Origin of the sequence: Methylorubrum pseudosasae (assembly GCF_029504475.1) — a bacterium.
Taxonomy (GTDB): Bacteria; Pseudomonadota; Alphaproteobacteria; order Rhizobiales; family Beijerinckiaceae; genus Methylobacterium; species Methylobacterium extorquens.
Genome location: NZ_JAQGDU010000002.1, coordinates 3,301,427 through 3,323,947 on the forward strand (window position 1 = coordinate 3,301,427; position 22,521 = coordinate 3,323,947).

Sequence of the window (22,521 nt, forward strand, 5' to 3'; positions counted from 1 at the left end):
CCAATAGGCAAGAAATCTTCGGGCGACAAGGCTAAAGCCCTGAGCAAATCGGTGATGGAGGACGAGGATCTTGGCGATGCAGGACGAGAGCGAGCGTCGGCAGCGGCTGGGCGAGCATGTGGCCCCGGCTGGGCTCTACGCGGCGATCAAGGCGCGCCCCTTCCTCGGCAGCGTCGCCTGCAGCCACGACCGGCTGGTGGCGGGGAGCTGGCACGAGATCGTGCTGACCTACGAGGTCGGCGCCTGCGGCATCGCCGACGGGGCGACCTTCAAGGCGACGTTCAAGTTCTACTCCGACTGGGCGCTGTTCCAGACCGCGGATCCATCCGCCGCCAACTACGTCAGCGCGGAATACGAGGCCGGCCCGCTGCTGCCGGGGCAGTCGCCCGCGACCGTGCAGTCGCTCAGCGTGCGCTTCGACCAGAAGGGCCACGAGCGCCCGTTCCAGAAGGCCGTGATCGTCGATGTGGTCGACGGCTATCTCAATGCGGGCGACCGCATCGTCATTCGGCTGGGCGACCGGCGGGCCGGCGGGCCGGGCACCCGCGTCCAGACCTTCGTCGAGGACGGCTTCCGCTTCCGCTGCTACGTCGATCCGCTCGGCACCTCGCGCTACGTGGCGGTGCCGGGTGACCCGGTCATCGCGATCGTTGCCGGGCCGCCGGAGCGGATTCAGCTCGGGGCCCCCCGCTTCGTGGCGGAGGGCTTCGCGCCGCCCCTGACCGTGGCCCTGCTCGACCGCTGGGGCAACGTCGCCCGCGACCTCGGCGGCCCGCTCGACATCGCCGCTACCGCGGAGGGGCGTGAGGTCTATCGCCGCCGTCACGCCCTGCCGGAGCAGGGCTGGGCAACGCTACGGGTCGAGGATCTGCCGCCCGTCTCGGGCGAGCTGCGCATCGGTGCCGCGCGCCCCGGCGCCCGGGACGTGGCGGAGGGGGTGGCCTTCGTCACCGGGCTCGCCGACGCAACCGTGCCCCGGGCGCTCTACGGCGATCTCCACGTCCACGCCCACGATACGGTGGGCACCAACAGTCCGGCCTACAACGCGGCCTATGCCCGCGACGTAGCGGGGGTCGATGTCTACGGCTACACTGCCAACGACTTCCAGATCACCGACGAAGGCTGGCGTGAGGGCGTCGCTGTGACGGCCGGCTTCGACGTGCCCGGCCGCTTCGTCGCCTATTCCGTGCAGGAATGGTGCGGCAGCTCGACCGCGGGCGGCGACCATCAGGTGCTGTTCCTCGGCGACGATCCGCCCGGCTTCCCCTTCAACGAGCGGGGCGAGCACAACCGCACCTTCCTGTGGAACGAGAGCATGGGCGGCACCGGCGTCGAGGTCGGGCGCTGGCCGGTCGAAGATCTGTGGGCGGCCTACGCGCACGATCCGGAGAACCACCTCATCATCCCGCATGTCGGTGGGCGCCGCTACATCCCGGACTGGCACCATCCGGAGCTGGAACGCCTCGTGGAGATCGCCTCCGCCTGGGGACAGTTCGACTGGCTCTACCGGGACGTGATCGCCCGCGGCTACCGGCTCGGCGTCTGTGCCAACGGTGACGAGCACCGCGGACGGCCGGGCGGCGGCGCGCCGGGCGTGCAGGTGTTCGGCGTGCGCGGCGGGCTCACCGGCATCCTGGCGGACAGCCTCGATCGCCGCGCGGTCGGCCGCGCCTTGCGGGCGCGCCACACCTTCGCGACGACGGGCGAGCGCAGCGCCCTGCTGGTCCGCTGCGGCCCGCACCGCCAGGGCGACGCCTTTACGCACGAGGGCGCCGCGCGGCTCGACTATCACTTCCTCGGCGAGGCCGGCTGGGAAGAACTGACCGCCCACGATCATACCGGCGAGATCTGGCGGCGCGACCTCCACGCCGAATGCGGATTCTCCGAGCGCCTCGTGCGCCTGCGCTTCGGCGGCGCGCGCATCCGCGACCGCTATCGCTGGGCGGCCTGGGAGGGACGCATCCGCATCCTCAACGGCACGATCCGCCGCATCGTCCCCCAAGGCTTCGAGCATGCCGAGGAGACGGTGTGGCGCTCAGGCCCGACCGAGATCGCCTTCCGCTCCGAGACTTACGGCGATAGCGATGCCATCGAGATCGATATCGGCGGTCTCGAGGAATGCCGCATCCTGGTCGAGGGGACGATCGGCGGCTTCGTGAAGGTCGGCGATCCGCGCCGGCCCGCCCCCTTCGTCCATGTCCCGGATTTCCGCTTCGAATGCACCGGCCGCGAATTGATCGCGGCGGGCGCCCTGCAGCGCGAGCTTGGCGGAGCCGGGCTGTTCCTGGCGCTGGAGCGCCTGACGGAAGCGCCGCTGCCGCGGGATGTCGCCGGGCATATCCATGTGGAGCCGGGCAACGCCGCGTTCGGCTTCCGGCCGGTCTACTTCTCGGGCCGCCAGCGCGACGGCAGCCGCGTCTGGTCCTCGGCACAGTTCATCACCTTCGCGGACGGGGGCGCGGCGAAGCCCATCTCACCCAAATGATCGTCGGCGTCTGCTCGGCGGCGAGACGGACGCGACCGTCCGGAATCCGAACACGACGATGTACCGCGAAGTGAAGGAAAACGCCCTTCTCGCCGAGGATGGATATCAAGAATGACCGTCCATTTGGCATCGGATGCAGAGTTTGTCTTTGCAAAGTCGCTCGCCGCGAAGGAAATCGAACAGATTTCCTTGAGATTGGGGTGGGAATTGCCGATTCCCTGCACGGATTGCCGCCGGGAGCCAGGTCCGCAGACCGGGCCGGCAGCGATCAGTGAGGGATGACTGGACGATGTCGCAGATCGATGCAGGCTGGGGTGCCGGCCCGAGTGGGCGCTACGAGGAACTCGCGGGTCGCTTCAGGCCGGTCTTCGGCGAGATCCGTTCCACCGCCGTCGCGCGGGACGCCGAGCGGCGCTTGCCGCATGCCGAACTCGGTTGGCTGAAGGAAGCAGGCTTCACCACCCTGCGTCTGCCTGCCGAGGCGGGCGGGCACGGCGCGAGTCTGCCCGAACTCTTCAACCTGCTGATCGAGCTGTCGGCGGCCGATTCCAACGTTACCAATGCGTTGCGCGCCCATTTCGGCTTCACCGAGGACGTGCTGACCGCCGCCTCGGCGGAATGGCGTACGCGATGGGTCGCCCGGCTCGCCGCGGGTGAGACGGTCGGCAGCGGCGTGTCCGAGACAGGGCCGGCCAAGGTCGGGCAGTTCGACACGGTGGTGCGCCGACGCGGCGACGAGCGGGTGGTGGATGGCCGGAAATTCTACACGACCGGCGCGCTCTTCGCCGACTGGATCCACCTTTCGGCCCAGGACGAGGACGGCGCGCCCGTGGTCGCCGCGGTGCCGACGCGAGCGCGCGGCGTCACGATCGAGGACGACTGGGACGGCTTCGGGCAGGCCCTGACCGCGAGCGGCACCGCCCGCTTCGACGGCGTCGTGCTGGCGCCGGAGCTGATCAAGCCGGAGACGGTGCGCTTTCCCTACGCCATGGCCTTCTTCCAACTCGTGCATCTGGCAACGCTCGCCGGCATCGCTCGGACGGCGGCCGAGGACGCGGCGCGGCTGGTGGCGGCGCGCACCCGGGTCTACAGCCACGGGAATGCCGACCGCACGGCGGACGATCCGCAAATTCTGGCTGTGGTGGGCCGCGTGCGCGGCAATGCCTATGCGGCCGGTGCCCTCGTGCTGAAGGCGGCCGAGGCGGTGCAACGCGCGGCGGAGGCGGTGCAGCTGGGCGGGCGCGAAGCGGCGGAGCCGGTCACTGCCCTCGCCGATGTCGAGGTCAACCAAGCCGTCACCGTGGTGACCAACCTCGTATTGGAGGCGACCACGGTGCTGTTCGATGCCCTCGGTGCGTCCGCCGTGAAGGCCGAGCACGGCCTTGATCGCTACTGGCGCAACGCCCGCACCATCGCCTCACACAACCCGCGGATCTACCGCGAGCGCAGCGTCGGTGCCTTCGCAGTCAACGGCACGCGCCCACCCAGGGAGTACCGCGTCGGTACGGCCTGAGGACCGCGACCTAGAGCCGTATCCGACCTGATTGCATCACGCCGGCGTCTCTCGGTTATTGTTGTGACGCGCATTCTTTTGACGAACCGGTGACCACTTCGTCGGAATGCCCTCGAGCATGAACGGATCGGCTGCCTCGCGCCGCCTCGGCACAGGCCACGACACCAGCGACCGCAGCCTCAAGACACCAATCTTCTCCCGAATGCGGTTCGGTTCACCCCATTTCTGCTCACGGCTCAGTTCTTTTAAAAGAACAATTCCGTTGACTTAAAGAACGGAGGCGGACACCCTGTCGGTATTGGACAAGGGGCTCCGGCCGGCGCGCCAGCCGCAGCCCAAACGACGGGAGTTCCTGAAGGATGGCGTTTCAACCCCTGCACGACCGCGTGCTGCTGCGCCGCATTGAGAGCGACGAGCGGACGAAGGGTGGCATCATCATCCCCGACACCGCGAAGGAGAAGCCGCAGGAGGGCGAGGTCGTGGCCGTCGGACCCGGTGCCCGCGACGACCAGGGCCGCGTCACTGCGCTGGACGTCAAGACCGGCGACCGCGTGCTGTTCGGCAAGTGGTCCGGCACGGAGATCAGGGTCGACGGCCAGGATCTCCTGATCCTCAAGGAATCCGACATTCTCGGCGTGATCGCCGCCTGAGCAAGCTCTGACGTCATCGACAACAGGAGATCGGAATGGCTGCCAAGGACGTGAAATTCTCGGGCGACGCGCGCGAGCGCCTGTTACGCGGCGTCGATATTCTGGCGGATGCCGTGAAGGTGACGCTGGGGCCGAAGGGCCGCAACGTCGTGATCGAGAAGAGTTTCGGGGCGCCGCGGATCACCAAGGACGGCGTCACCGTCGCCAAGGAGATCGAGTTGGAGGACCGCTTCGAGAATCTTGGCGCCCAACTCCTGCGCGAAGTCGCCTCGAAAACCAACGATCTAGCCGGCGACGGCACCACGACCGCGACCGTGCTCGCCCAGGCGATCGTCCGCGAGGGCGCCAAGGCGGTGGCGGCGAACTTCAACCCGCTCGACTTGAAGCGCGGCATCGACCTCGCCACCGCCGCCGCCGTGAAGGACATCACCGGACGCGCCCGCAAGGTCACCGCCTCCGACGCCATCGCTCAGGTCGGCACAATCTCCGCCAACGGCGACGCCGAGATCGGCCGCCTCATCGCCGAGGCTGTCGAGCGGGTCGGCAAGGAAGGCGTAATCACGGTGGAGGAGGCCAAGACCGCCGAGACCGAACTCGATGTCGTCGAGGGCCTGCAATTCGACCGCGGCTATCTCTCGCCGTACTTCGTGACGAATACGGAAAAGCTGATCGCCGAACTCGACGATCCCTACATCCTGATCCACGAGAAGAAGCTCTCCTCGCTGCAGCCGCTGCTGCCGGTGCTGGAGGCGGTCGTCCAGTCGAGCCGTCCCCTGCTCATCATCGCCGAGGATGTGGAGGGCGAGGCGCTCGCCACCCTCGTCGTGAACAAGCTGCGCGGCGGCCTCAAGATCGCGGCGGTGAAGGCCCCGGGCTTCGGCGACCGTCGCAAGGCGATTCTTGAGGACATCGCGATCCTCACCAACGGCCAGACCATCTCCGAGGATCTCGGGATCAAGCTTGAGAACGTGTCGCTTCCCCTGCTGGGTCAGGCCAAGCGGGTGCGCATCGACAAGGAGAGCACCACGATTGTCGACGGATCGGGTGACAGGGCGCAGATCGACGCGCGCGTCGCTCAGATTAAGGCGCAGATCGAGGAGACCAGCTCGGACTACGACCGCGAGAAGCTCCAGGAGCGCTTGGCCAAGCTCGCGGGCGGCGTCGCGGTGATCCGCGTCGGCGGCGCGACCGAGGTCGAGGTCAAGGAGAAGAAGGACCGGGTGGACGACGCGCTCAACGCCACCCGCGCCGCGATCGAGGAAGGCATCGTTCCGGGCGGCGGCACCGCGCTGCTGCGGGCCAAGGCCGCCGTATCAGCGCTCAAGAGCGAGAATGCCGATGTGAAGGCCGGCATTAACATCGTGCTCAAGGCGCTCGAAGCGCCGATCCGGCAGATCGCGGCCAATGCCGGGGTCGAGGGCTCGATCGTGGTGTCGAAGGTGATCGAGAACGGCTCGGAGACCTTCGGGTTCGACGCCCAGACCGAGACCTACGTCGACCTGATCGAGGCCGGCATCGTCGATCCGGCCAAGGTTGTGCGCACGGCACTGCAGGACGCGGCCTCGGTCGCCGGCCTGCTGGTGACGACGGAGGCGTTGATCGCCGAGCGGCCGAAGGAGAAGGCGCCGCCACTGCCGCCCAGCGGGCCGGACTTCTGATCGCCTGAAGGCCCGAGGTCCGGCGGCGCCGGACCTCGGGCCTCTGGCTGCCGACAGTATTGATGTCCCCTCCCTCATCCTAAGGTGCCGCGAGGCGATCCCGAAGGATCCTCAGGATCCCACGCGGTCCCGAGAGCCGTATCCGACCTGATTGCATCAGGCCGGCGTCTCTAGGTCGTTGTTGTGACGCGCATTCTTTCGACGAACCGGCGGCCACTTCGTCGGAATGCGCTCTAGAGCCCCCTTCGAGGCCTGCCTTGTGCATCGGTACCTCGAGGATGGGGCGAAGGATTGGATCAAGGCGATTCCGGCCGGGTGCTCCCGCCGGCACCTTCCGTCACGGTCCATCCGCCGGATGGGCCCGCTCCGAAGAGATCGACCGATGACTGCTTCGCAGGACTTCCGCCGCAGGATCGAGGGCTACAGTCTCACGACGGCCGAGATCCTCTATCACCTGCCCGACTTCCCGCATCTCCTCCAAACCTTCGTCTGGCAGAACCACGACCTGTTCCCGCAATTCCCGGAGCTGAAGCGGTTCCTCGACTTCTGGCAGGAGACGTTGGACGGCCCGCTGCACTCGGTCAGGGTGATGCATGCCCGCCTGATCCGGCCGACCGAACTCAAGGCGCTCTCGGCCGAGTTTCATCTGCACTGAAGGGCATACGGTACGGCGGGAACGATGATGCTCCGATCGATCCGCGCAGAGACCGATGGTCCTCTGTGGCTATACGGAGGAAGACTGCATTCTAAAGTGATGATCTCGAGCCGAAATGTGTCGTCTTTGACTTGAGCGCGCGGCTGGATAGAAGGGATGACACTTCGATCACGTTGCGAAGGAGGTAGACGATGCCGAACGGCTTGGCGACACGCATCTGTCCCTCGGCGGCCAAGGCCGGGCCCGCCACGAATCCAGCCAACGCAGCACCCGCGCAGAGGGCGGCGGCTTGCCGGCGCGTGAGCAGGCCGCGTCGCTTGCCAGTCATGTCGATCCCTGCTGTGCCAATATATGGTCATCTAGCGGAGTTATGCCGCCAAATTTATCAATTATTTGCCTCTTACGCAATGATGTTTCAGCGGGAATATACAGTTGATGATAGCCAATTCAAAGCATAGCAATGCCTGGCAGTCGCGTTTTGAGGAAAAATCATTACTCCCCCCGATCGGAAATTCGTCAATTGCGCGGTGCGCGATACTCCGCGTGGGGAGCGCTGCCCCCGTCAGGCCTCGTCGCGCATTCGGGCGTCCGAAATCCGGCTCGGCCAGCAGACGAGGTGGGGCGCGAGCCATTCGTGGCTCAGCATCGCGCCGGACGCGAGCGGCAGCGGCCCGGCTTCGGCAGGTAGCGCCGCGTTCCGCAGGAGCGTGCCGAGCCAAGTGACGAGCCAAGTGAAAAGCTGTCTCATGCGGCCCGCGCCTCGGCGATGAGCAGGTCGGCATAGTGGGCTGCCGCCACGTCGGGATGCGAGCGCAGTCGTCCCTTGAGGTAATTGCGGCCGACCTCGCGGAAGAGCGGGTTCTCGGGGTCGCTCGCCGCGCCCCGTGCCTGCTCCGCCAGCGCGGCGGGCAGATCGAGCAACGGGACGGTGGCGTCGTGTCGCGCGCCGAGGAAGAAGGCGATGGAGAGCCGGTCCCGGCCTGCATCCGGCGTCACCACCCGGTGAATTGTGGCCCGCAGGTAGCCGTTCGAGGCGAGTTCCAGCAGTTCGCCGACATTGACCACGAAGGCCCCCTCGACCGGTGCGACCGCGATCCAGCGGCCGTCGGCATCCTCGACCTCCAGGCCGCCCACGCCGTCCTGCACCAACAGAGTGAGGAAGCCGCTGTCCTTGTGGGCGCCGACGCCCTGGTTGTCGCCGGTGGCCTCGCGGCCGGGATAGCGGATGATCTTGATGTGCTGGTTGGGTGCGCCTGCGTAGATCGGCGCGAAGGCGTCGGCCTCCTGCCCAAGCGCCAGGGCGAAGGCCTGCAGCAAGCGGATGCCGATATCTGTGACCGCCTCCTGCCAGGCCAGGAGCCCGACCCGGAGCCCCGGCAGGGCGGCCGGCCACTGGTTCGGCCCCTGGAGGCGAGTCCAGGCCGGGAGGCCGGGTTCGCGCGGTCGCGCCGCCCGCTCGGCGCCGATATCGAACTGCTCGCGCCAGTCGGCCCGCCCACGGGTGATCTCCTGGCCGGCCTCGGTGTAGCCTCGGAAATGGGGCGAGTTCACCATCGCGACCGCCCGCTTCTCCTCCGCCGGCAGGGCAAAGAAGTGCCGTGCCAGCGCCTGGACGCCGGCGATCTGCGAGGCCGGAAGGCCGTGTCCGACGAGATAAAAGAAACCGGTCTCGCGGGCGGCTGTCCGCAGTTCCGCGAGGAAGGCGTCGCGCTCGCTCCCACCCGCATCGAGGCGGGCGAGATCGAGGATGGGGAGCATGTGGCTCATCTCAGGCCGCCCGCGCCAGCGTTCCGGCGGCGGCCAGCGCCTGATCGAGATCGGCCAGGATGTCGTCGATGTGCTCCAGCCCGACCGAGAGGCGCACGTAGCCGTCGGTGACACCGGTGGCGCGCTGCTCGTCCGGCGTCAGCTGCGAGTGGGTGGTCGAGGCCGGGTGGATCGCAAGGCTGCGCACATCGCCGATATTGGCGACGTGGTAGACCAGCTTGAGCGCGTCAATGAAGCGGCGCCCGGCGGCGCGGCCCGCCGCCAGCTCGAACCCGACGAGGCCGCCATAGCCTCCCCTCAGGATGCGGTCGGCCCGCTCCCGCGCGGCGCCGGTTTGAGCGGAGGGATGGATCACGCGGGCGATCTCCGGCCGACGCCCGAGCCAGTCGGCGACCGCTTGCGCATTGCGGCTGTGGCGCTCGATCCGCAGGGGAAGCGTCTCGATCCCCTGGAGCGTCAGGAAGGCGTTGAGCGGCGAGACGGCGGGACCGAGATCGCGCAGGAGCCGCACCCGGGCTCGCAAGGCATAGGCGACCGGGCCGATCGGCCGCGCGGCCTCGGTCCAGACCGCGCCATGATAGCTCGGATCCGGCGTGTTCAGGGCGGGCTGGCGATCGGGATAGGCCGCCCAGTCGAAGCGCCCGCCGTCGACGATGGCTCCGCCGATGGCGATGCCGTGGCCGCCGAGATACTTCGTAGTCGAATAGACGACGATCGCCGCGCCATGGTCGAGAGGCCGTGCCAGCAGGGGCGCCGCGGTGTTATCAACGATGAGCGGAATGCCGAGCGGCCGGCCGATCGCCGCCACCTCGGCGATGGGGAAGACCGTGAGCTTCGGGTTCGGCAGGGTCTCTGCGTAATAGGCCCGCGTCCGCCCATCGGTCGCGCGCGAGAAATTGTCCGGGTCGGCGGGATCGACAAAGCGGACCTCGATGCCCTGCTCGGCCAGCGTGTGGGCGAACAGGTTCCATGTGCCGCCGTAGAGGTCGGTGGAGGAGACGATGTTGTCACCTGCCCGCGCGAGGTTCTGGACGCTCAGTGCGGAGGCCGCCTGACCGGAGGCAAGAGCAAGTGCGGCCGCGCCGCCCTCCAACGCGGCGAGGCGCTGCTCCAGCACGTCGACGGTGGGATTGGTGACCCGGGTGTAGATGTTGCCGAGTTCCTTGAGCGCGAACAGACTCTCCGCGTGATCGGCGTCGCGGAACTGGTAGGAGGTGGTCTGGTGGATCGGCACTGCGACCGACCCGGTCTGAGGATCGGCGCGCCAACCGGCATGGAGCGCGAGCGTTTCGGCGTAGACTGAAGCGGGCGTCTGGTCCGACATCGGCGGCTCCCTTGAGTAGATCCCAAGATGATCAGCCGATCCATATTGAAGTAAACGGAAGTTGTTTTCTTTGTTTATTGGTTTTGGGTGATTTTCTTCGTCGTTGCGGGCGAATTTTGCTACTTGTCACCTGGGCTGCCGCCGCGCCCGAACGGCCGCCTCCGAGCAGGCCTTCGCGCTTGCTGCGCTTGCCGAATTGGGAAGGGGTCAGGCTGTCGGCTGCGGCTCCAGGCATCCGCGGACGTGATGATGGATGCTCATCGCAACGGCCGATGTCGTCTTCGCTCGCATCCGGCGCCTTGGCCGCGGTGAGGACAGCAGCCGAGACCGTCGGATCGATGCCGGCCTCCAATGACGACCATTCCGGAGAAGGTAAGGGCCGACGAGGACGATCGGCCCTTACCTTCTTGGAAATGCACGCGGTTCGGCCCCCTGAACGGCGACGCCGATGGGCCCGCCTCAACCCGCCGTCGATGTGACGGCGCTCGCGACAAAGGCGGTAAAGCCCTGGACCAGATTGTCAGTCCTTGACCGTCGCAGGCGTCGCAACCTGCTGCCGACAAGCTTCCCGCATGCGCACAGTCAGTTGTGCGCATGCGGGAAGTTTGTCGGCGAGATCCTATCTAACTCATTGATTTAGTTGGTTCAGATTTTCGATGAAGCAGCGAGTTTGTCGGCTAGGGAGTATGATGTTTGTCGGCTGGCGCATTCCAGCCGGTATTGGCCAAGTTCCTGCGGCAGAAGCTGCGAGATTGAGGCGTTTGCGCCGAGACACGTCGCGCAGGCGCATTGCCGGAGGCGTACGAGTGCGCCTGAAGAGGCTGAGGCACGATTGGCCTGGATGCATCGCTTCAAGCCGCAACGCCTACGCGCGGGGAATGGAGTGTCCCGGCTTCCTGGGCCCGCTGCGGCGGTCCCGGCTCTGCCGTGGTGGTCGATCGCTACGCGATCTGCCCTGTGATTGAAGGCAGCCTGCCCCTGCTCGCGTCCTAGCCGGCGCTGGAACACGTTCGCCGCGGGTGGGGCCGCCCGAGGTCAAGCCCGAGGCTGAGAGGCTCGTCGAGTCTCGCGTCGCCATGTGGATCGCGGAGTTCGACGACGCGGCGCCCGCCTTCATCCAGGTCGAACGTGTCGCCGACTGTTCTCCGGCGCCCCTTCTGCGATCTGCCGACGTGATCGCGCGGGCTGGACCGATACATCGGGGCGCCGACGACGCTGGGCATTGGACATGGGCACCGCATCCTGCGGCAACACACCGACCGGATGTTTACCGAAGGCGTGCCGCGGTCAGCATTGACTCCCCTCCAGACGACCCGCGCGTGACCTTGCCTCCTGGATTGCCCTCGTTCTGAAGCTAGGGCTTGTTGTCACTTGATCCAATCGCAGGCTGCGGCGAGGCAGAGGACGCCTGTGAAGCTGGCGGCGGTCTTCTCGTAGCGGGTGGCCACCGCCCGCCATTCCTTCAGGCGCGCCCAGAGGCGCTCGACGCGGTTGCGGTTGGTGTAGATCCAGTCCGGGCAGCGGGTGGGTGCTTCGTTGCGCTTGGTGGGGACGGCCGGCTTGGCGCCCACGTCGCGGATGTGCTGACGGAAGCCGTGACTGGAGTAGCCGCGGTCGGCCACGACCCACAGCGGCACGCCAGGCAACTGGTCGAGCAACGGCACGGCGTGGGGCAGTTCGTGCGCCTGTCCCGGCGCGAGGCGGAAGGCGACGGCGCGGCCCGCGCCGTCGGCGATCACGCAAGCCTTGGTGCCATACCCGCCACGAGACCGGCCAAGCGCTTCACGACCGTCTCGCTCGGTCGCAGATCCCCCCTTTTGGCCGCACCTGCCGCCTTCTGGTGCGCCCGCATGTTGGTGCCGTCGAGGAACACCATGCCGAGTTGCACGCCGCGCTCCTGCACCAGGGCGAGCAGGCGCTCCCACACCCCGGCGCGCGCCCAGCGGATGAAGATCTGCGCCGCCCGCCACCACGGCCCGAACTCGTCTGGAATGGCGCGCCACTTGGCCCCGTTCTGGTGCCGCCACAGGATGGCCGAGAGCGTGCGTTGCAGGTCCTGCGGCGGGGTCTTCGCCTTCGGCCGGCAGGCATGCACCAGCGGCTCTAGAGCCGCCCACTGCGCGTCGTTCAGCATCAGCCCGCTCCATCCAGAGGACGGAAAACGCTCACACCCCCAAGACGTTCAGGCGACGACAGACCCTAGAGTCTGTCAATCAGGAGACGGACGATCAAGAAGATGCGGCACAACGCGCCTACGTGGCTTGAGTGCGCAGGTCGGGAAAAAATACTATCGAGCAGCAGCATCCCAATCTTGGCATTGGCGGAGCGCAAACGTCTCGATATCGCCTCTGAGATAGAAGGCGGTGCGGAAGTCCGCCTTCGCCAGGGAGGGGCCGATGCCCGCGACGTCGAGCGCACGGCGTGCGGCCGGGATCGAGAGTTTCAGGATCCCGGCCGCCTCCGACAGCTTCACGTATTGCGCACGAAATCGGTCGAGTCCTTCTTTCGAAACGAGGAGCACCTTGTGGTAGGCGATCGGGTGACGCTCACGCGTCGCCGGGAGGAAGCCGCCTTTAATTAACGCGTTGATCGAGGCCGTGGGGATGCCGGTGACGTGCTCGACCTGACGGCGGGTATAGCCTTCGAGTTCCACCCGACGGACGCGGCTCCGGATCTCGGCGGCATCGACCAGAATCGACCGGAATCCCGAAGCCTCCGGCAGCCATCCGACCCAGTTCAGCTCGCGCCTGATCACCAAGCCGACGACGTTGACGAGAGTGCATTGCGCGCGACGGCAGGCTGCACTGAGATCGAATGCGCCGTCCGGGATCGAAGTCAGGGACACGGCTCCGTCGCGCAACGCGGACATGAACGCGGCGAAGTCTTCGGATGAAAAGAGAGACGCGACCGTCGCGCTCTCGCGTTTGTCGATGGCCCTCAGAAAGCCGGCGTCGACGATCGGCTTCACCTGATCCCAGGTGATACCGAGAGCGGCGGCGACATCGGCCGTGGTCAAGGCGGTGGCGAGACGATCGAGGAGGGCTGCGGCTGCCGTAGCATCGAAGGTGACTTGGTGAGCGACGCGCCTTTCATGTCCCGGATCTATGTGACCTGCCTGCACCAGAACCTTCCGAAGACGTTTCTCGCTGATACCCGTCTGATGTATCGCGGTTCCGACGGAGTGGACCTTCCGATACGGGACGGGCTTGCCGAACAGTCTCTCGTTCTCATGGAAAGGGATACGGTCCGCCACGAAGCGGACGATGATGTCGCGAACAGGATCGTAGACGGGGTCGTTCGTTTCGTATTCCAGCCATTGGTAGAAGCGGCCGAACCAGGCCTTGGGGCCGGCCGGCGTCGATCGACCACCGGGATAATCTGCCCAGAGGTCGTGGAGAAACCTCTCGATCCGCTCCGGGCCAGCCGATGCGACTAGAAAGCCCTGCCGGCCGGCCTCGGCCCAGTCGTCGGAGGTCAGGGACTTGGAGACCGGTCTCCGCCCCTGCGTCGCAACGAGGCCCATCATCTCGGAGATCCGCGCGGCAGCATAGAACGGTAATCCGTCCAGCCAGCATTGGGCCGCCCCTCCTTCCAGCCGTCGGATGAGATAACGCTCGAACTGCGAAGCGGGCCTCCGACAGGCATCCCGCACTCCGGCGTCGCTTCGGGCGCTCCATCCATCGAGGACTGACGGGAAGTCGTGGGCGGCCTCCCGCCATAGCGTCGGAAGATCCACGAGGGCAACGTCGTGATGGGCACAGGTACGGAGGTGCTGGATCGACCACACCGTCCGGCAATAAGCTGCCGTCCCCTCGGGAGCGCCTCCAGCGGACTGCTGGTCTTCCGCAATGCACACGGGACAGATGCGGAGGCTGGGCCGGACCAGGCTTGCCCTGGTCAGGATCTGGCTCCGCAGCAGGAAATCGTTTCCCAACCGTCGACAGCTCTCGCGAAGTAAAGGAACGGGGTCGGTCCCTGCGACCTCGGCGAGATACGTGATCGTATCGTGGTCGCCATCGATGAGCTTGCCGAAGCTCAGACCGAAATCGCTCAGCAGTTCGCGTGCCGATGTGATGTTGTTGCAGCGTGCCAGACGCGACGCGAAGCTGGTCGGCGTTTCTCCTGGCATGTACGGCACGGTGGGGTGCAGCCTCATCGGGCTCCTCCCGCCACGCGCGCCGCTTCCGCCGCGTCGCGGGTCGCTTTCAGTACCAGGGTGCAGTCGAGCTTCCTCCAGTCTGCGACGACGAACGGGTTGACGGCGTCGGCGCAACTCGTCCGTTCCCGATAGGCGAGTTGGAACTGCTCGATTTCGAGCATGCGGCAGCGTGGCTTGGCGTCGAGCCCCTGGCCGATGGCTTCGTGCGCGAGCTGCATCGCCGTCCCGAGTTCGTAGAGACCGGCATGGACGAGACGTGGCACGACGGTCGTCGTCAGGTCGTCGGTGACGCCCATGCCCGCGACGGAAGCCATGTCCTTGACGGCCACAGCGACCATGTCGGCATCCGTAGGGAGTTCCAGCGATCGCAGCGGCACGAACACAGCCCGTCGGCGGACCTCGCCCTTGGTGTCCGGGTTCGGATTGCCGTCCTCGTCGGGGTCGTTGAGGCCCTCGAAGAACGGTACGACTTCGGGCAGTCCGGACAGGACGAGGACCACGGGCCAGGTCGGAGAGACCAAGAAGGTTTTCAGCAGCGTGCGGATCTGCTTGAGTTCCCGCTTATTGGCGGTTTCAAGCACGTTGTGGATCTCATCGAGGTGAAGGACGAGCTTGCCCAGGAACTCGATGCGGTCGCGCACCTTGGCCCAGACGGCCTGAACGGACCGTTCCGCCGTCATTGGGTAGTCGAGCACACGGAGGATCTCCACCCCGAGAGCCTTGGGGTTGCACGGCGAGGGCGTCAGAACCGAAACCGCCCGACAACCCGAGCGTGGCACGCCAAAGCCGGGGAATGCCGGATGGGCCGACAGTATCCGCGACAGCATCGAGCTCTTGCCCGCACCGGTCCTGCCGGTCAGGACGAGCGCACGCGTTTCGCTCCTGTTGCCGGGACCGAGTGGGCGTGAAGGATCGACCCGCGTCACGAGGTCGGCGAGAAGTTTGCCGAAGGTCTCGGCGGTTTTGTCGTCGCGGTCTGCAGTTCGCAGAATGCGGCTTTTGACGCGCTCCATAACGCCGAGCCGTTCGCGCTCTTCCGGTGACATCGCGGCGAGAAGTTCGTGCAGGACGCCGACGCCGGACTGGGAGGCGGAGGTCATGGTGCATCCTCGTTGTAGCCGCCCATGCGCCAAGTTGGCGGTTCGGGTGAGGTTTCGAGCGGACCGGTTTCGGAAGGTACATGGACGGCTGGACCGGGCACCGGGATGACCCCGTCGAGCAGATCCTCGCCTTCTACGGGGGGCTCGTCCCACTCGGGCAGGGAGAAGCCGAATCCTAGTTCTTTACGGGCGCGCTGAAGGGATACGGACGTGTCGAGGTCTTCGGAGATGCCAGCTTCTCGCTGATAGGCGCGGGCGATGGCCGAGAGATCGCGGACGGTTGCGAGCACGATGTGCCGCGACATGGACGCTTCATTCTTGAAGCGTGAACGAAGATCGGCGGTCACGGCCTTCCAGGCCTTCAAGGAAACGCCGCGAAGCTCCTTTTTCAGGCAGGGGACGGTGAGCCAGTCGTCGCCCAGTTTCACCGATGCGAAGCCGACATCCAGCGGATCGACTCGAACGGTGACGTCATGCACGCCTTTGCCCGTGAAATATTCGTATAGTTCTCGGTTCTGGTACCGGAGGCCGAGGATCGTCACGCCCGCATTGTCGAGTTTGCAAGACGTTTCGATACCAAAGATCGCCCGCTGAGTGTGCTTGTCTGGCACCGGCAAGCGGCCGGTTTGTCCAACTAGCCGAACCCATGCATTGTGGGGCGTCTCGCCGCCCAGGCCAGCATGCGGGCGATGATGATAATCGTCCACGACATAGCGGACGAGGCTACGGGCGAGGACATCGAGGGGAATGCTGGCGCCCTGCCCGGCTTTGTAGGTGCCCTTGTCGACGACACTCGAGAAGGTTCGACCGGTGAAATGGCTTAGGAACCGCGTTTCGGTCGTCGAGAAGACTCTCTCGATCGTGCCACGCAGATGCGGGCGACCGGCTGGCGGATGGTCGAAGGTGGCGCCCAGCGCCCGCACGACTCGGCGCGTCTCCTCCGAACGGAATGCCGATCCCCAATCCGTCACTAGCATGCCGATACCGGTCGCCATGAACCAGCGTGTCAGCGCGCAGGCACCGTCCGAGAGATCGGATTTGTCTGTGAGAACCATCTGGATTGTGGCCACTGCCTCGGAGGCAAGCGGCGTCTCGGCAAGGCGCATGGCCAGAATGCAACGACTCGCCCGGTCAATCGCAACGGTCAGGTACCAACGAGCGCGCCTGACCGCCTTCTTGGTTTCGCGATCCAAATGTTGCCAGACCTTCGACCGGACCAGAAGCGTCTGAAGGCCGACCTGCCACTCGTCCATTTCAACCCGCTCGCCGATCCGGGTTGCGCCCGGTCCGTCTTCGACGGCAGCGAATTTCCGGCGTGCCGCTTCGAGCGTGTGCCGACGTGCGTACACCCAGAATGCGTCGAGTGCTTTGATTTCAGCGTAGAATCTGCGCCTGCTCGGAAGCGTGAGAGGCGATACCCCTTCCAGAGCGAGGGTCTTGTTGCGCTCGATGATTGTCGAGGCGAGCTTGACGTATTGGTTGTCACGTGTCGGCCGTGCCTGCGTAGCGTAACCCTCGGCTGCCTCGACCATCAATTCCTGAGCTTCTGGCTCAAGGCGTGGGGTGCGATCGCCGCACTTGCGATAGTTGTCGCGCAGGGCTTCGGGTGCCCAATCGCATTTCTCCATGACACTCAGCCAGCGCTGGAGCGTGCGATACGACGGCTTTTCCCTGATTGCGATTACCGTCCCTGATCGGATCTTCCGTGGCTGTCCGTCCTTGCGTAGTGGGACAGGCTTTCCCTTATCGCGCTTCTCATTAGTTCGGCGAACTACCTTGGCGCATTCGAGTTGATTAACATCTGCGGCAATCTTCTCGATCGCAGCGGTCATGCCATCATTGGTGCGATCTGTTTCGCCGCGGGCCACCATTTTACGGAAGCGGTCAACCCACTCATTTTTCCAAAGGAGCCTCGATTGCTCACGCTTGGGAATGTCCGCAAAATTTTCGACACCACTGCGCTCGCGCGCGCTGACCTTGCCGGGCTTGAACCAATCCTTATCGTATCGGTATTCACCAGAGTGCTCGATCTGGTTCATCGCGTCGTGCGTGAAGAATTCGAACATCCCGGGTTTGTCGACACGCTCCAGTTCGTGACCGTCGTCGGTCGTTCGGACACAGGTGTAGACCACCGTGCCGATGCGGATTCTGTCGTGTTTCCCGTAAGCGATGCGATCGCATTGGGGCGCCGTGCTCATGACACCCCAATCCCTCCTGGGATCGCACGCCGGATCGGCGTGCTGCGGTCGATCAGCCCACGTTCGGTCGGCTTGAGCAGGCCCTCTCCGATCGCGCGGACGACAGCGTAGAAGCCGTGATCGTGGCGATCGAGGCCTGCTGCACGAAGGATGTCGTCGATGGTCGTCGTGCCGTGCAGGGCTGCCACCGCCTCGCGCACGCGTCGGTCGGTATCATGGTCCGGGTGTCGGCGCGCGTCGTGGATGAGCCTGCCGTTCTGCACCTCGTAGCGCGGCATCATGCCGTCTGTCAGAAGAAGTACCGCGCTGGCAAATGCCGGATCCATCTGTCTGGCAATATGCGTAAACAAGCTCTTGAGGTCATATTTGACGACAATTCTAGACGGTTTTACCGCCACAGCGATTCTGGCGCCGGACCGAAGCGTCATGAGAAAATCGAACGTGTGCGTCCGCTTCTTGCCTTCGCGATCAATATAGTCGACCGGGTCGGGCTGCTCCTGAAGCCTCAAGCAGTTGGGCCGGGCCATGAGGACAAAAGCGGCCTTAGCTTCCAAGCCGCTCTCGCACAACATCTCCCTGTGATCTTCGATGGTGACGATGACCGGGCGCCCGGAGTGGTGGGAGACGTCGGAAGGCTTGCGCGTTGCTGTCGAACGTGTCGGTTCGCGCCAACGGTGGGCTGGCGCGTCGGGGCGGGCTTCAGCAACGATTAGCGACGGGTCGCGTCCATCGACGCAAGTCATTGCATCCGCTTCGGACGGGAGGTGGACCTCCGAGCGAGGGGCGGGCGCGATCTGCAACATGACTCTCCGTGACCAACCGTGGGCGTCGATTGACGCGGCCCAAGCCGCGGCCGTGAGCGGCGTGGCCCCTACTCGGTGTCGAGAAGCGAATTTGGAGGTGTTCTGCTGATCCCGTCCGCACTTGGCACGGGTCGGCAATCGCTCGGGCTGGGTGCCCGTTGGTCGACCTGTTGATGCCTCACCGGCAGACCGTCCGGCGTGGTCCTGAGCCGTAGAGCGGAAGCTGCACCTGTCGCTCTCGACGTCACCAGGACGGAAGGCTAGAGGCTGTTATGGACCTGTCAGCTGTGAGGCTCAGATGATGGGCGATGAGCCTGTCCCGGAAAGCCTACCCGTCTGATGTGTCCGATGATGAGTGGGCATTGGTCGCCCCGTATCTGACGCTGGTCCGCGAGGACGCTGGCCAGCGCGCGCATCCGTTGCGGGAGGTGTTCAACGGGCTGCGCTACGTGGTGAAGACGGGCGCGCCGTGGCGCTGGATGCCCCACGACCTGCCGCCCTGGGCGGCCGTCTACCAGCAGGCGCAACGCTGGCTGCAGGCGGGCTGCTTCGAGCAACTGGCCGAGGACCTTCGCGCCGTGCTGCGCCTGGCGGCCGGGCGCAAGGCGGAGCCGTCGGCGGCCATCCTCGACAGCCGAACGCTGCGGGCGACGCCCGAGAGCGGCGAGCGGGCCGGCTACGATGGGGCCAAGCGCAAGCAGGGCTCGAAGCTGCATATGGCGGTGGACACGCTCGGCCACCTCCTGGCCCTGCATGTCACGCCGGCCAACGCCGATGACCGCGCCCAGGTCGAGCGTCTGACCAAGGCTGTGCAGGCGGCCACCGACGATCACGTCGAGATCGCGTTCGTGGATCAGGGCTACACGGGCGAGAAGCCAGCCACAGCCGCGCGCAGGCACGGCATCGAACTGGAGGTCGTGAAGCTGCCGGAGGCCAAGCGCGGCTTCGTACTGCTGCCCAAGCGCTGGGTCGTGGAACGCTCCTTTGCCTGGGCCACCCGCTTCCGCCGGCTCGTCAAAGACTACGAGCGCTATGCCAGCACGCTGGCTGACCTCCACATCGTCGCCTTCGTCTGCATCATGCTCAAAAAGGCCGCTCTACTCGCAGCCAGTTCATAACAGCCTCTAGCCCGAAGGTTTCTGCGTGCGAGGTGCAACTGCTCTACCGGGTCCAGACATTTGGACTTCGCTGATTGCAAGGTCCGAATTCAGAACTGCGTTCACGATCAGGCCGTGCACCACGCATTCCACCGTGGGCCCCGCATCGGACCGGGAGGTTGCTGGTCCTGCAGCTTCCGCAGTCGATGCGGTGCGCCTCGGGAATCGTGCATCGCCGCAGCAGGGCTGGATAATCTGCCCGTTGCTGTTGAGGTCGCGGTTGTTTCTGCGCAGTGGGCGCATGTGGGCTCCTGTCAGCATGAAGCCGCGATCCAGCGCAGTTGCTGTGGACAGCAACTACTCGGGACGACGGCGGGGCTTGCAGGCTCCTCTGGACGATGGCACGTTCAGGTCGTGCTTGACGGCACGACTCCGCCCGCCTCTTTCCGCTAAGGTTGAGGTTCAGGTGGCCATTGGATCCAAGGATCCTGCTGGTGAATGGAACGGCAGCCGGGTTTTCCAGGCCGAAGGCGGTCGTTCCGGGTCAAATGGGGCGTGGTGGCGACACCGCGCCCCTTTCGTCATCTAGATTTTCATTCTGTTGTCCATATAAGGCGAGTTTTCATAGCTCGTACGCAACATATCATTACGAGATATGTTGCGCCCGGAGGCTATGAGTACGGATTAAGATTTAAGAGCCCAGGTCCGGACCGAAGCGTGGCCATCTGGCGACGCAGGTAATCGGTCACTGGCCGCGGCACCGAGTCGGTGCGCGACTGCATATCGCCGAGGGGTGGCAGTCCCCGACTATCGCTCGCGTCCCGAAGGCGCACTCCCTAACCCGAGGAGTGATAACGAGCGACTGCGCATACCAATCAGCCAGGCCCGATTCCCCATGGCAAGAGGGGATTCGGCGAGGCTCATTGAGATCTGCTGATCTTCTGTGGACAACTACGGAGTAGGATCGGCGTTTCAGAGGCGGCCGTTCACGCACGCGGCCGACCGCGATTGCCTTCTTCGCACCTTCGTTTGCGGGCAGATGCCATCCGAAAGCGTTATCGCGACGTCTCCCGAACAAGCCATGGCGAGGACGACGTCGACGCCATCGGCGGGTTCTCTGACGAGAGCAGCCAAATCACGAAGCTCAGCCTCAGCGACTCGGTCGAGGTGGGACAGGACCCTGACGCGGTCGCTTGCAGCGATAGGAAGGTGCCGCGTCGCCCAGACCGACCGAGCGTCGCTCAGCAACGGCTCCATCATGACTGTGGCCCTGCCGACGAGGACGATGGGATCCTGGGCGAAGACTTCCGGCCGGGATGAGGTGTCGTGGATGCCGACGACGAACACTCGGCTGGATGCACGGCGCACAGCGAGTGCGATGCAACCGGGCACTTCCATCCCGGCCGGCTCCATCGCGTCGATCTCGGGATCGAGCGCTATCTGAATGAGGAGGTCACGATGCCATCGATGCCGATAGCGGATCGGAGAGCGGCACACGCCGCCTCGAAATCCAGGATAGCGCGCATCGGCTGCGGGGTTGCCAGCTGATTGCCGAGCTTTTGATGCAACGTGCAACATTACCCATCCATCCCGAAATGCTTCCGCACGGACGGGAGTGCAACGTAATTGCCCGTCTATACGGATATTGGCCGTGTCATAGTCTTTTCCTGCAAGGTTCCGCTCGCGAACCAAGGGGAGCGGCCGAACTTCTGCGTCGGCTTGTTGCGACAAAAAGGGCTAAAATTGCCCCTTTGGCAATCGCCGAAGACCGTCTTCGCCGGCTACACATGGTGGATAACGGGCATCGACATGTCCCATTGCTGGGCGACCTTGGGGATTTCGTGCGCAGAATCAATGAATTGGCATTGTATGTCCGCGTCAAAAATTTTCTGCCTCGACTTGATTTGTATTAGCGCGGCTAACTATTTTGTGGTCCCGCTACTGTCACTCCTATGACTTTGTAGCCAAAGCTCGACTGCGCTGACGAAGCCTGGACCGGCACCGATTGAGGCAGCCCGCGTGTACATGTCGCTCAGCACGGAAACAGGGTCCGCAGAGATCGGCTGCAGTGGGCTATGCTGCGTGGACGACACGCCATACCGCTCGATCAACGTCAGCAGATAGACCGCATAGGCTGGGGGGCCCCGCTCGGCCCAGAGATGAACGGTGCGACGAGAGACGCCGATCTCCAGCGCGAAGCCGATCTGTGTCCGGCCGAGCCTGCGCAATGCCGCTTTGAATTCGTCAGGCGTCATGCCGGTGGCCCGTCATCAGGGGGCGCGCTCCCATTTCGGTTCCAATCGGTGCTCCTGTCGTCGGCACCCATTCCAGATTTGTACCTTCAGAACGGGTTGAAACGTCGGCACTCGAAGGAATGGTAACGCCTTGTACAGCGCCGTCTGATAGGAGCGAAGCGAGTGTCGGCGAGCACGGTCGGATGGATCCGCGCACATGGGATTCAAGAACAGGTTCGATGACGAGCCGTTGCAGGAAGAGCCTCACGAGCTCCCGCGCAGTGTGAGGCAGCGGACGGTTACCGTTGAGACCAAGGGAAAGCGCCAAGGCAGAACCACCGCAGACGTGTCACCGCGCACCTCCTCGGCCAACACCATTGATGTTGTTCAAAAGGTCAGAAGACGGAAGCTCTCGACGGAGGCGACCGAGAAGAAGCCCCCCGGCCAAGGTGCTGGTCTCTCCCGTCGTCCTACCGCGGGGCAAGAAATAGCTCACCTTTTTGACCTCTCATTGACAAGTTCTGGCGCCAGAAGCGTGTGCTATCGGCAGGGATCGCCCTTGTGCAGGGATGGATCCGAACTTGCTTTGTCGTTGTTCCCGCCCCGAAGGTGGTTTTTCGAGCTTCGTGGCGGGAATCTGCTCGGTCGTTCAGGCGCTAGGATGACGGGTCTATCGTCGGGTGCTTCGACGATCCACCGACATCATCCTGAAGTCCTCGAACTCCGCGCGTTTGCGCACGATCTCGGCCAAGCCTGCGATGATGGTTTCGCGATCGCCATTGAGGACCTCGCAGAGCGTGTCGATCGCGTCGGAAAGCGGCTGCAGATCGCCCAATTCTGGGGCATCAGGCATCAGCGCGAACATCACAGCACCTCTG

The 22,521-nt window shown here is 65.1% G+C and carries 19 protein-coding genes; 6 read left to right on the forward strand and 13 right to left on the reverse strand.

The window, feature by feature from the left end; all coding sequences use genetic code 11:
- Positions 1-76 precede the first annotated feature (76 nt).
- The 5 genes from M2437_RS16520 (at position 77) to M2437_RS16540 (ending at position 6,961) form a co-directional block, all read left to right on the forward strand.
- Positions 77-2,485 carry a CehA/McbA family metallohydrolase domain-containing protein gene (locus M2437_RS16520; protein ID WP_253388092.1) on the forward strand — a complete coding sequence of 803 codons (2,409 nt, stop codon included), beginning with the start codon at positions 77-79 and terminating at the stop codon, positions 2,483-2,485.
- 289 nt (positions 2,486-2,774) lie between these two features.
- Positions 2,775-3,998 carry an acyl-CoA dehydrogenase family protein gene (locus M2437_RS16525; protein WP_253388094.1) on the forward strand — a complete coding sequence of 408 codons (1,224 nt, stop codon included), beginning with the start codon at positions 2,775-2,777 and terminating at the stop codon, positions 3,996-3,998.
- A 359-nt stretch (positions 3,999-4,357) separates the two neighbouring features.
- Entirely contained in the window at positions 4,358-4,648 is a 291-nt protein-coding gene (groES, locus tag M2437_RS16530) for a co-chaperone GroES (RefSeq protein WP_253388095.1), read from the forward strand.
- Positions 4,649-4,683: 35 nt separating this feature from the next.
- Positions 4,684-6,306 carry a chaperonin GroEL gene (groL, locus tag M2437_RS16535; RefSeq protein ID WP_253388096.1) on the forward strand — a complete coding sequence of 541 codons (1,623 nt, stop codon included), beginning with the start codon at positions 4,684-4,686 and terminating at the stop codon, positions 6,304-6,306.
- A 382-nt stretch (positions 6,307-6,688) separates the two neighbouring features.
- Complete coding sequence (locus tag M2437_RS16540; protein WP_003599370.1) at positions 6,689-6,961, forward strand: usg protein; 273 nt, start codon at positions 6,689-6,691, stop codon at positions 6,959-6,961.
- A gap of 91 nt (positions 6,962-7,052) precedes the next feature.
- On the opposite strand, the gene M2437_RS16545 is transcribed toward M2437_RS16540, so the two are convergent.
- From M2437_RS16545 to M2437_RS16590, 10 genes are all read right to left on the reverse strand, one after another.
- Positions 7,053-7,289, reverse strand: coding sequence for a hypothetical protein (locus M2437_RS16545; RefSeq protein WP_012254597.1), 237 nt, complete (start codon positions 7,287-7,289; stop codon positions 7,053-7,055).
- Between the two features lie 234 nt (positions 7,290-7,523).
- Positions 7,524-7,709 carry a hypothetical protein gene (locus tag M2437_RS16550; RefSeq protein WP_253388097.1) on the reverse strand — a complete coding sequence of 62 codons (186 nt, stop codon included), beginning with the start codon at positions 7,707-7,709 and terminating at the stop codon, positions 7,524-7,526.
- Positions 7,706-8,728, reverse strand: a complete 1,023-nt coding sequence (locus M2437_RS16555; protein WP_253388098.1) for an isopenicillin N synthase family dioxygenase — start codon at positions 8,726-8,728, stop codon at positions 7,706-7,708. Before M2437_RS16555 ends, M2437_RS16550 begins: the two co-directional genes overlap by 4 nt.
- A 1-nt stretch (position 8,729) precedes the next feature.
- Entirely contained in the window at positions 8,730-10,052 is a 1,323-nt protein-coding gene (locus M2437_RS16560; RefSeq protein WP_253388099.1) for an O-acetylhomoserine aminocarboxypropyltransferase/cysteine synthase family protein, read from the reverse strand.
- 31 nt (positions 10,053-10,083) lie between these two features.
- Entirely contained in the window at positions 10,084-10,404 is a 321-nt protein-coding gene (locus M2437_RS16565) for a hypothetical protein (protein ID WP_253388100.1), read from the reverse strand.
- A 1,015-nt stretch (positions 10,405-11,419) separates the two neighbouring features.
- Positions 11,420-12,186 (reverse strand): IS5 family transposase gene (locus tag M2437_RS16570; protein ID WP_153876776.1). Its coding sequence is split into 2 segments (ribosomal slippage): positions 11,420-11,871 and positions 11,871-12,186, totalling 768 coding nucleotides; the frame shifts between segments, so codons are not numbered across the junction.
- A gap of 153 nt (positions 12,187-12,339) precedes the next feature.
- A complete protein-coding gene (locus M2437_RS16575; protein WP_253388101.1) occupies positions 12,340-14,208 on the reverse strand; it encodes a TniQ family protein in 1,869 nt (622 codons plus the stop codon).
- Positions 14,205-15,311 (reverse strand): AAA family ATPase, encoded by a 1,107-nt coding sequence (locus M2437_RS16580; protein WP_209688444.1) that lies wholly within the window; start codon positions 15,309-15,311, stop codon positions 14,205-14,207. Before M2437_RS16580 ends, M2437_RS16575 begins: the two co-directional genes overlap by 4 nt.
- Positions 15,308-17,509: a TnsB C-terminal domain-containing protein gene (locus tag M2437_RS16585; RefSeq protein ID WP_253388102.1), complete on the reverse strand. Its 2,202-nt coding sequence runs from the start codon at positions 17,507-17,509 to the stop codon at positions 15,308-15,310. Before M2437_RS16585 ends, M2437_RS16580 begins: the two co-directional genes overlap by 4 nt.
- Complete coding sequence (locus M2437_RS16590) at positions 17,506-18,312, reverse strand: Tn7 transposase TnsA N-terminal domain-containing protein (protein ID WP_253388103.1); 807 nt, start codon at positions 18,310-18,312, stop codon at positions 17,506-17,508. The genes M2437_RS16585 and M2437_RS16590 overlap by 4 nt, the downstream gene beginning before the upstream one ends.
- Before the next feature lie 308 nt (positions 18,313-18,620).
- On the opposite strand from M2437_RS16590, the gene M2437_RS16595 reads away from it, so the two are divergent.
- Positions 18,621-19,430, forward strand: coding sequence for an IS5 family transposase (locus M2437_RS16595; RefSeq protein WP_141951469.1), 810 nt, complete (start codon positions 18,621-18,623; stop codon positions 19,428-19,430).
- Between the two features lie 951 nt (positions 19,431-20,381).
- On the opposite strand, the gene M2437_RS16600 is transcribed toward M2437_RS16595, so the two are convergent.
- From M2437_RS16600 to M2437_RS16610, 3 genes are all read right to left on the reverse strand, one after another.
- Positions 20,382-20,987 (reverse strand): hypothetical protein, encoded by a 606-nt coding sequence (locus tag M2437_RS16600; RefSeq protein WP_253388104.1) that lies wholly within the window; start codon positions 20,985-20,987, stop codon positions 20,382-20,384.
- Positions 20,988-21,331: 344 nt separating this feature from the next.
- Positions 21,332-21,664, reverse strand: a complete 333-nt coding sequence (locus tag M2437_RS16605; RefSeq protein ID WP_253388105.1) for a helix-turn-helix domain-containing protein — start codon at positions 21,662-21,664, stop codon at positions 21,332-21,334.
- A 649-nt stretch (positions 21,665-22,313) separates the two neighbouring features.
- Complete coding sequence (locus M2437_RS16610; RefSeq protein WP_209688450.1) at positions 22,314-22,508, reverse strand: hypothetical protein; 195 nt, start codon at positions 22,506-22,508, stop codon at positions 22,314-22,316.
- Positions 22,509-22,521 lie beyond the last annotated feature (13 nt).

Coding starts and splice junctions, on each gene's coding strand:
- M2437_RS16545 (WP_012254597.1), bottom strand. CDS start 7,289: ATGACTGGCAAGCGACGCGGCCTGCTCACGCGCCGGCAAGCCGCCGCC.
- M2437_RS16580 (WP_209688444.1), bottom strand. CDS start 15,311: ATGACCTCCGCCTCCCAGTCCGGCGTCGGCGTCCTGCACGAACTTCTC.
- M2437_RS16610 (WP_209688450.1), bottom strand. CDS start 22,508: ATGTTCGCGCTGATGCCTGATGCCCCAGAATTGGGCGATCTGCAGCCG.
- M2437_RS16520 (WP_253388092.1), top strand. CDS start 77: ATGCAGGACGAGAGCGAGCGTCGGCAGCGGCTGGGCGAGCATGTGGCC.
- M2437_RS16590 (WP_253388103.1), bottom strand. CDS start 18,312: ATGTTGCAGATCGCGCCCGCCCCTCGCTCGGAGGTCCACCTCCCGTCC.
- groL (WP_253388096.1), top strand. CDS start 4,684: ATGGCTGCCAAGGACGTGAAATTCTCGGGCGACGCGCGCGAGCGCCTG.
- M2437_RS16525 (WP_253388094.1), top strand. CDS start 2,775: ATGTCGCAGATCGATGCAGGCTGGGGTGCCGGCCCGAGTGGGCGCTAC.
- M2437_RS16600 (WP_253388104.1), bottom strand. CDS start 20,987: ATGTTGCACGTTGCATCAAAAGCTCGGCAATCAGCTGGCAACCCCGCA.
- M2437_RS16605 (WP_253388105.1), bottom strand. CDS start 21,664: ATGACGCCTGACGAATTCAAAGCGGCATTGCGCAGGCTCGGCCGGACA.
- M2437_RS16595 (WP_141951469.1), top strand. CDS start 18,621: ATGAGCCTGTCCCGGAAAGCCTACCCGTCTGATGTGTCCGATGATGAG.
- M2437_RS16550 (WP_253388097.1), bottom strand. CDS start 7,709: ATGAGACAGCTTTTCACTTGGCTCGTCACTTGGCTCGGCACGCTCCTG.
- groES (WP_253388095.1), top strand. CDS start 4,358: ATGGCGTTTCAACCCCTGCACGACCGCGTGCTGCTGCGCCGCATTGAG.
- M2437_RS16540 (WP_003599370.1), top strand. CDS start 6,689: ATGACTGCTTCGCAGGACTTCCGCCGCAGGATCGAGGGCTACAGTCTC.
- M2437_RS16585 (WP_253388102.1), bottom strand. CDS start 17,509: ATGAGCACGGCGCCCCAATGCGATCGCATCGCTTACGGGAAACACGAC.
- M2437_RS16555 (WP_253388098.1), bottom strand. CDS start 8,728: ATGAGCCACATGCTCCCCATCCTCGATCTCGCCCGCCTCGATGCGGGT.
- M2437_RS16575 (WP_253388101.1), bottom strand. CDS start 14,208: ATGAGGCTGCACCCCACCGTGCCGTACATGCCAGGAGAAACGCCGACC.
- M2437_RS16560 (WP_253388099.1), bottom strand. CDS start 10,052: ATGTCGGACCAGACGCCCGCTTCAGTCTACGCCGAAACGCTCGCGCTC.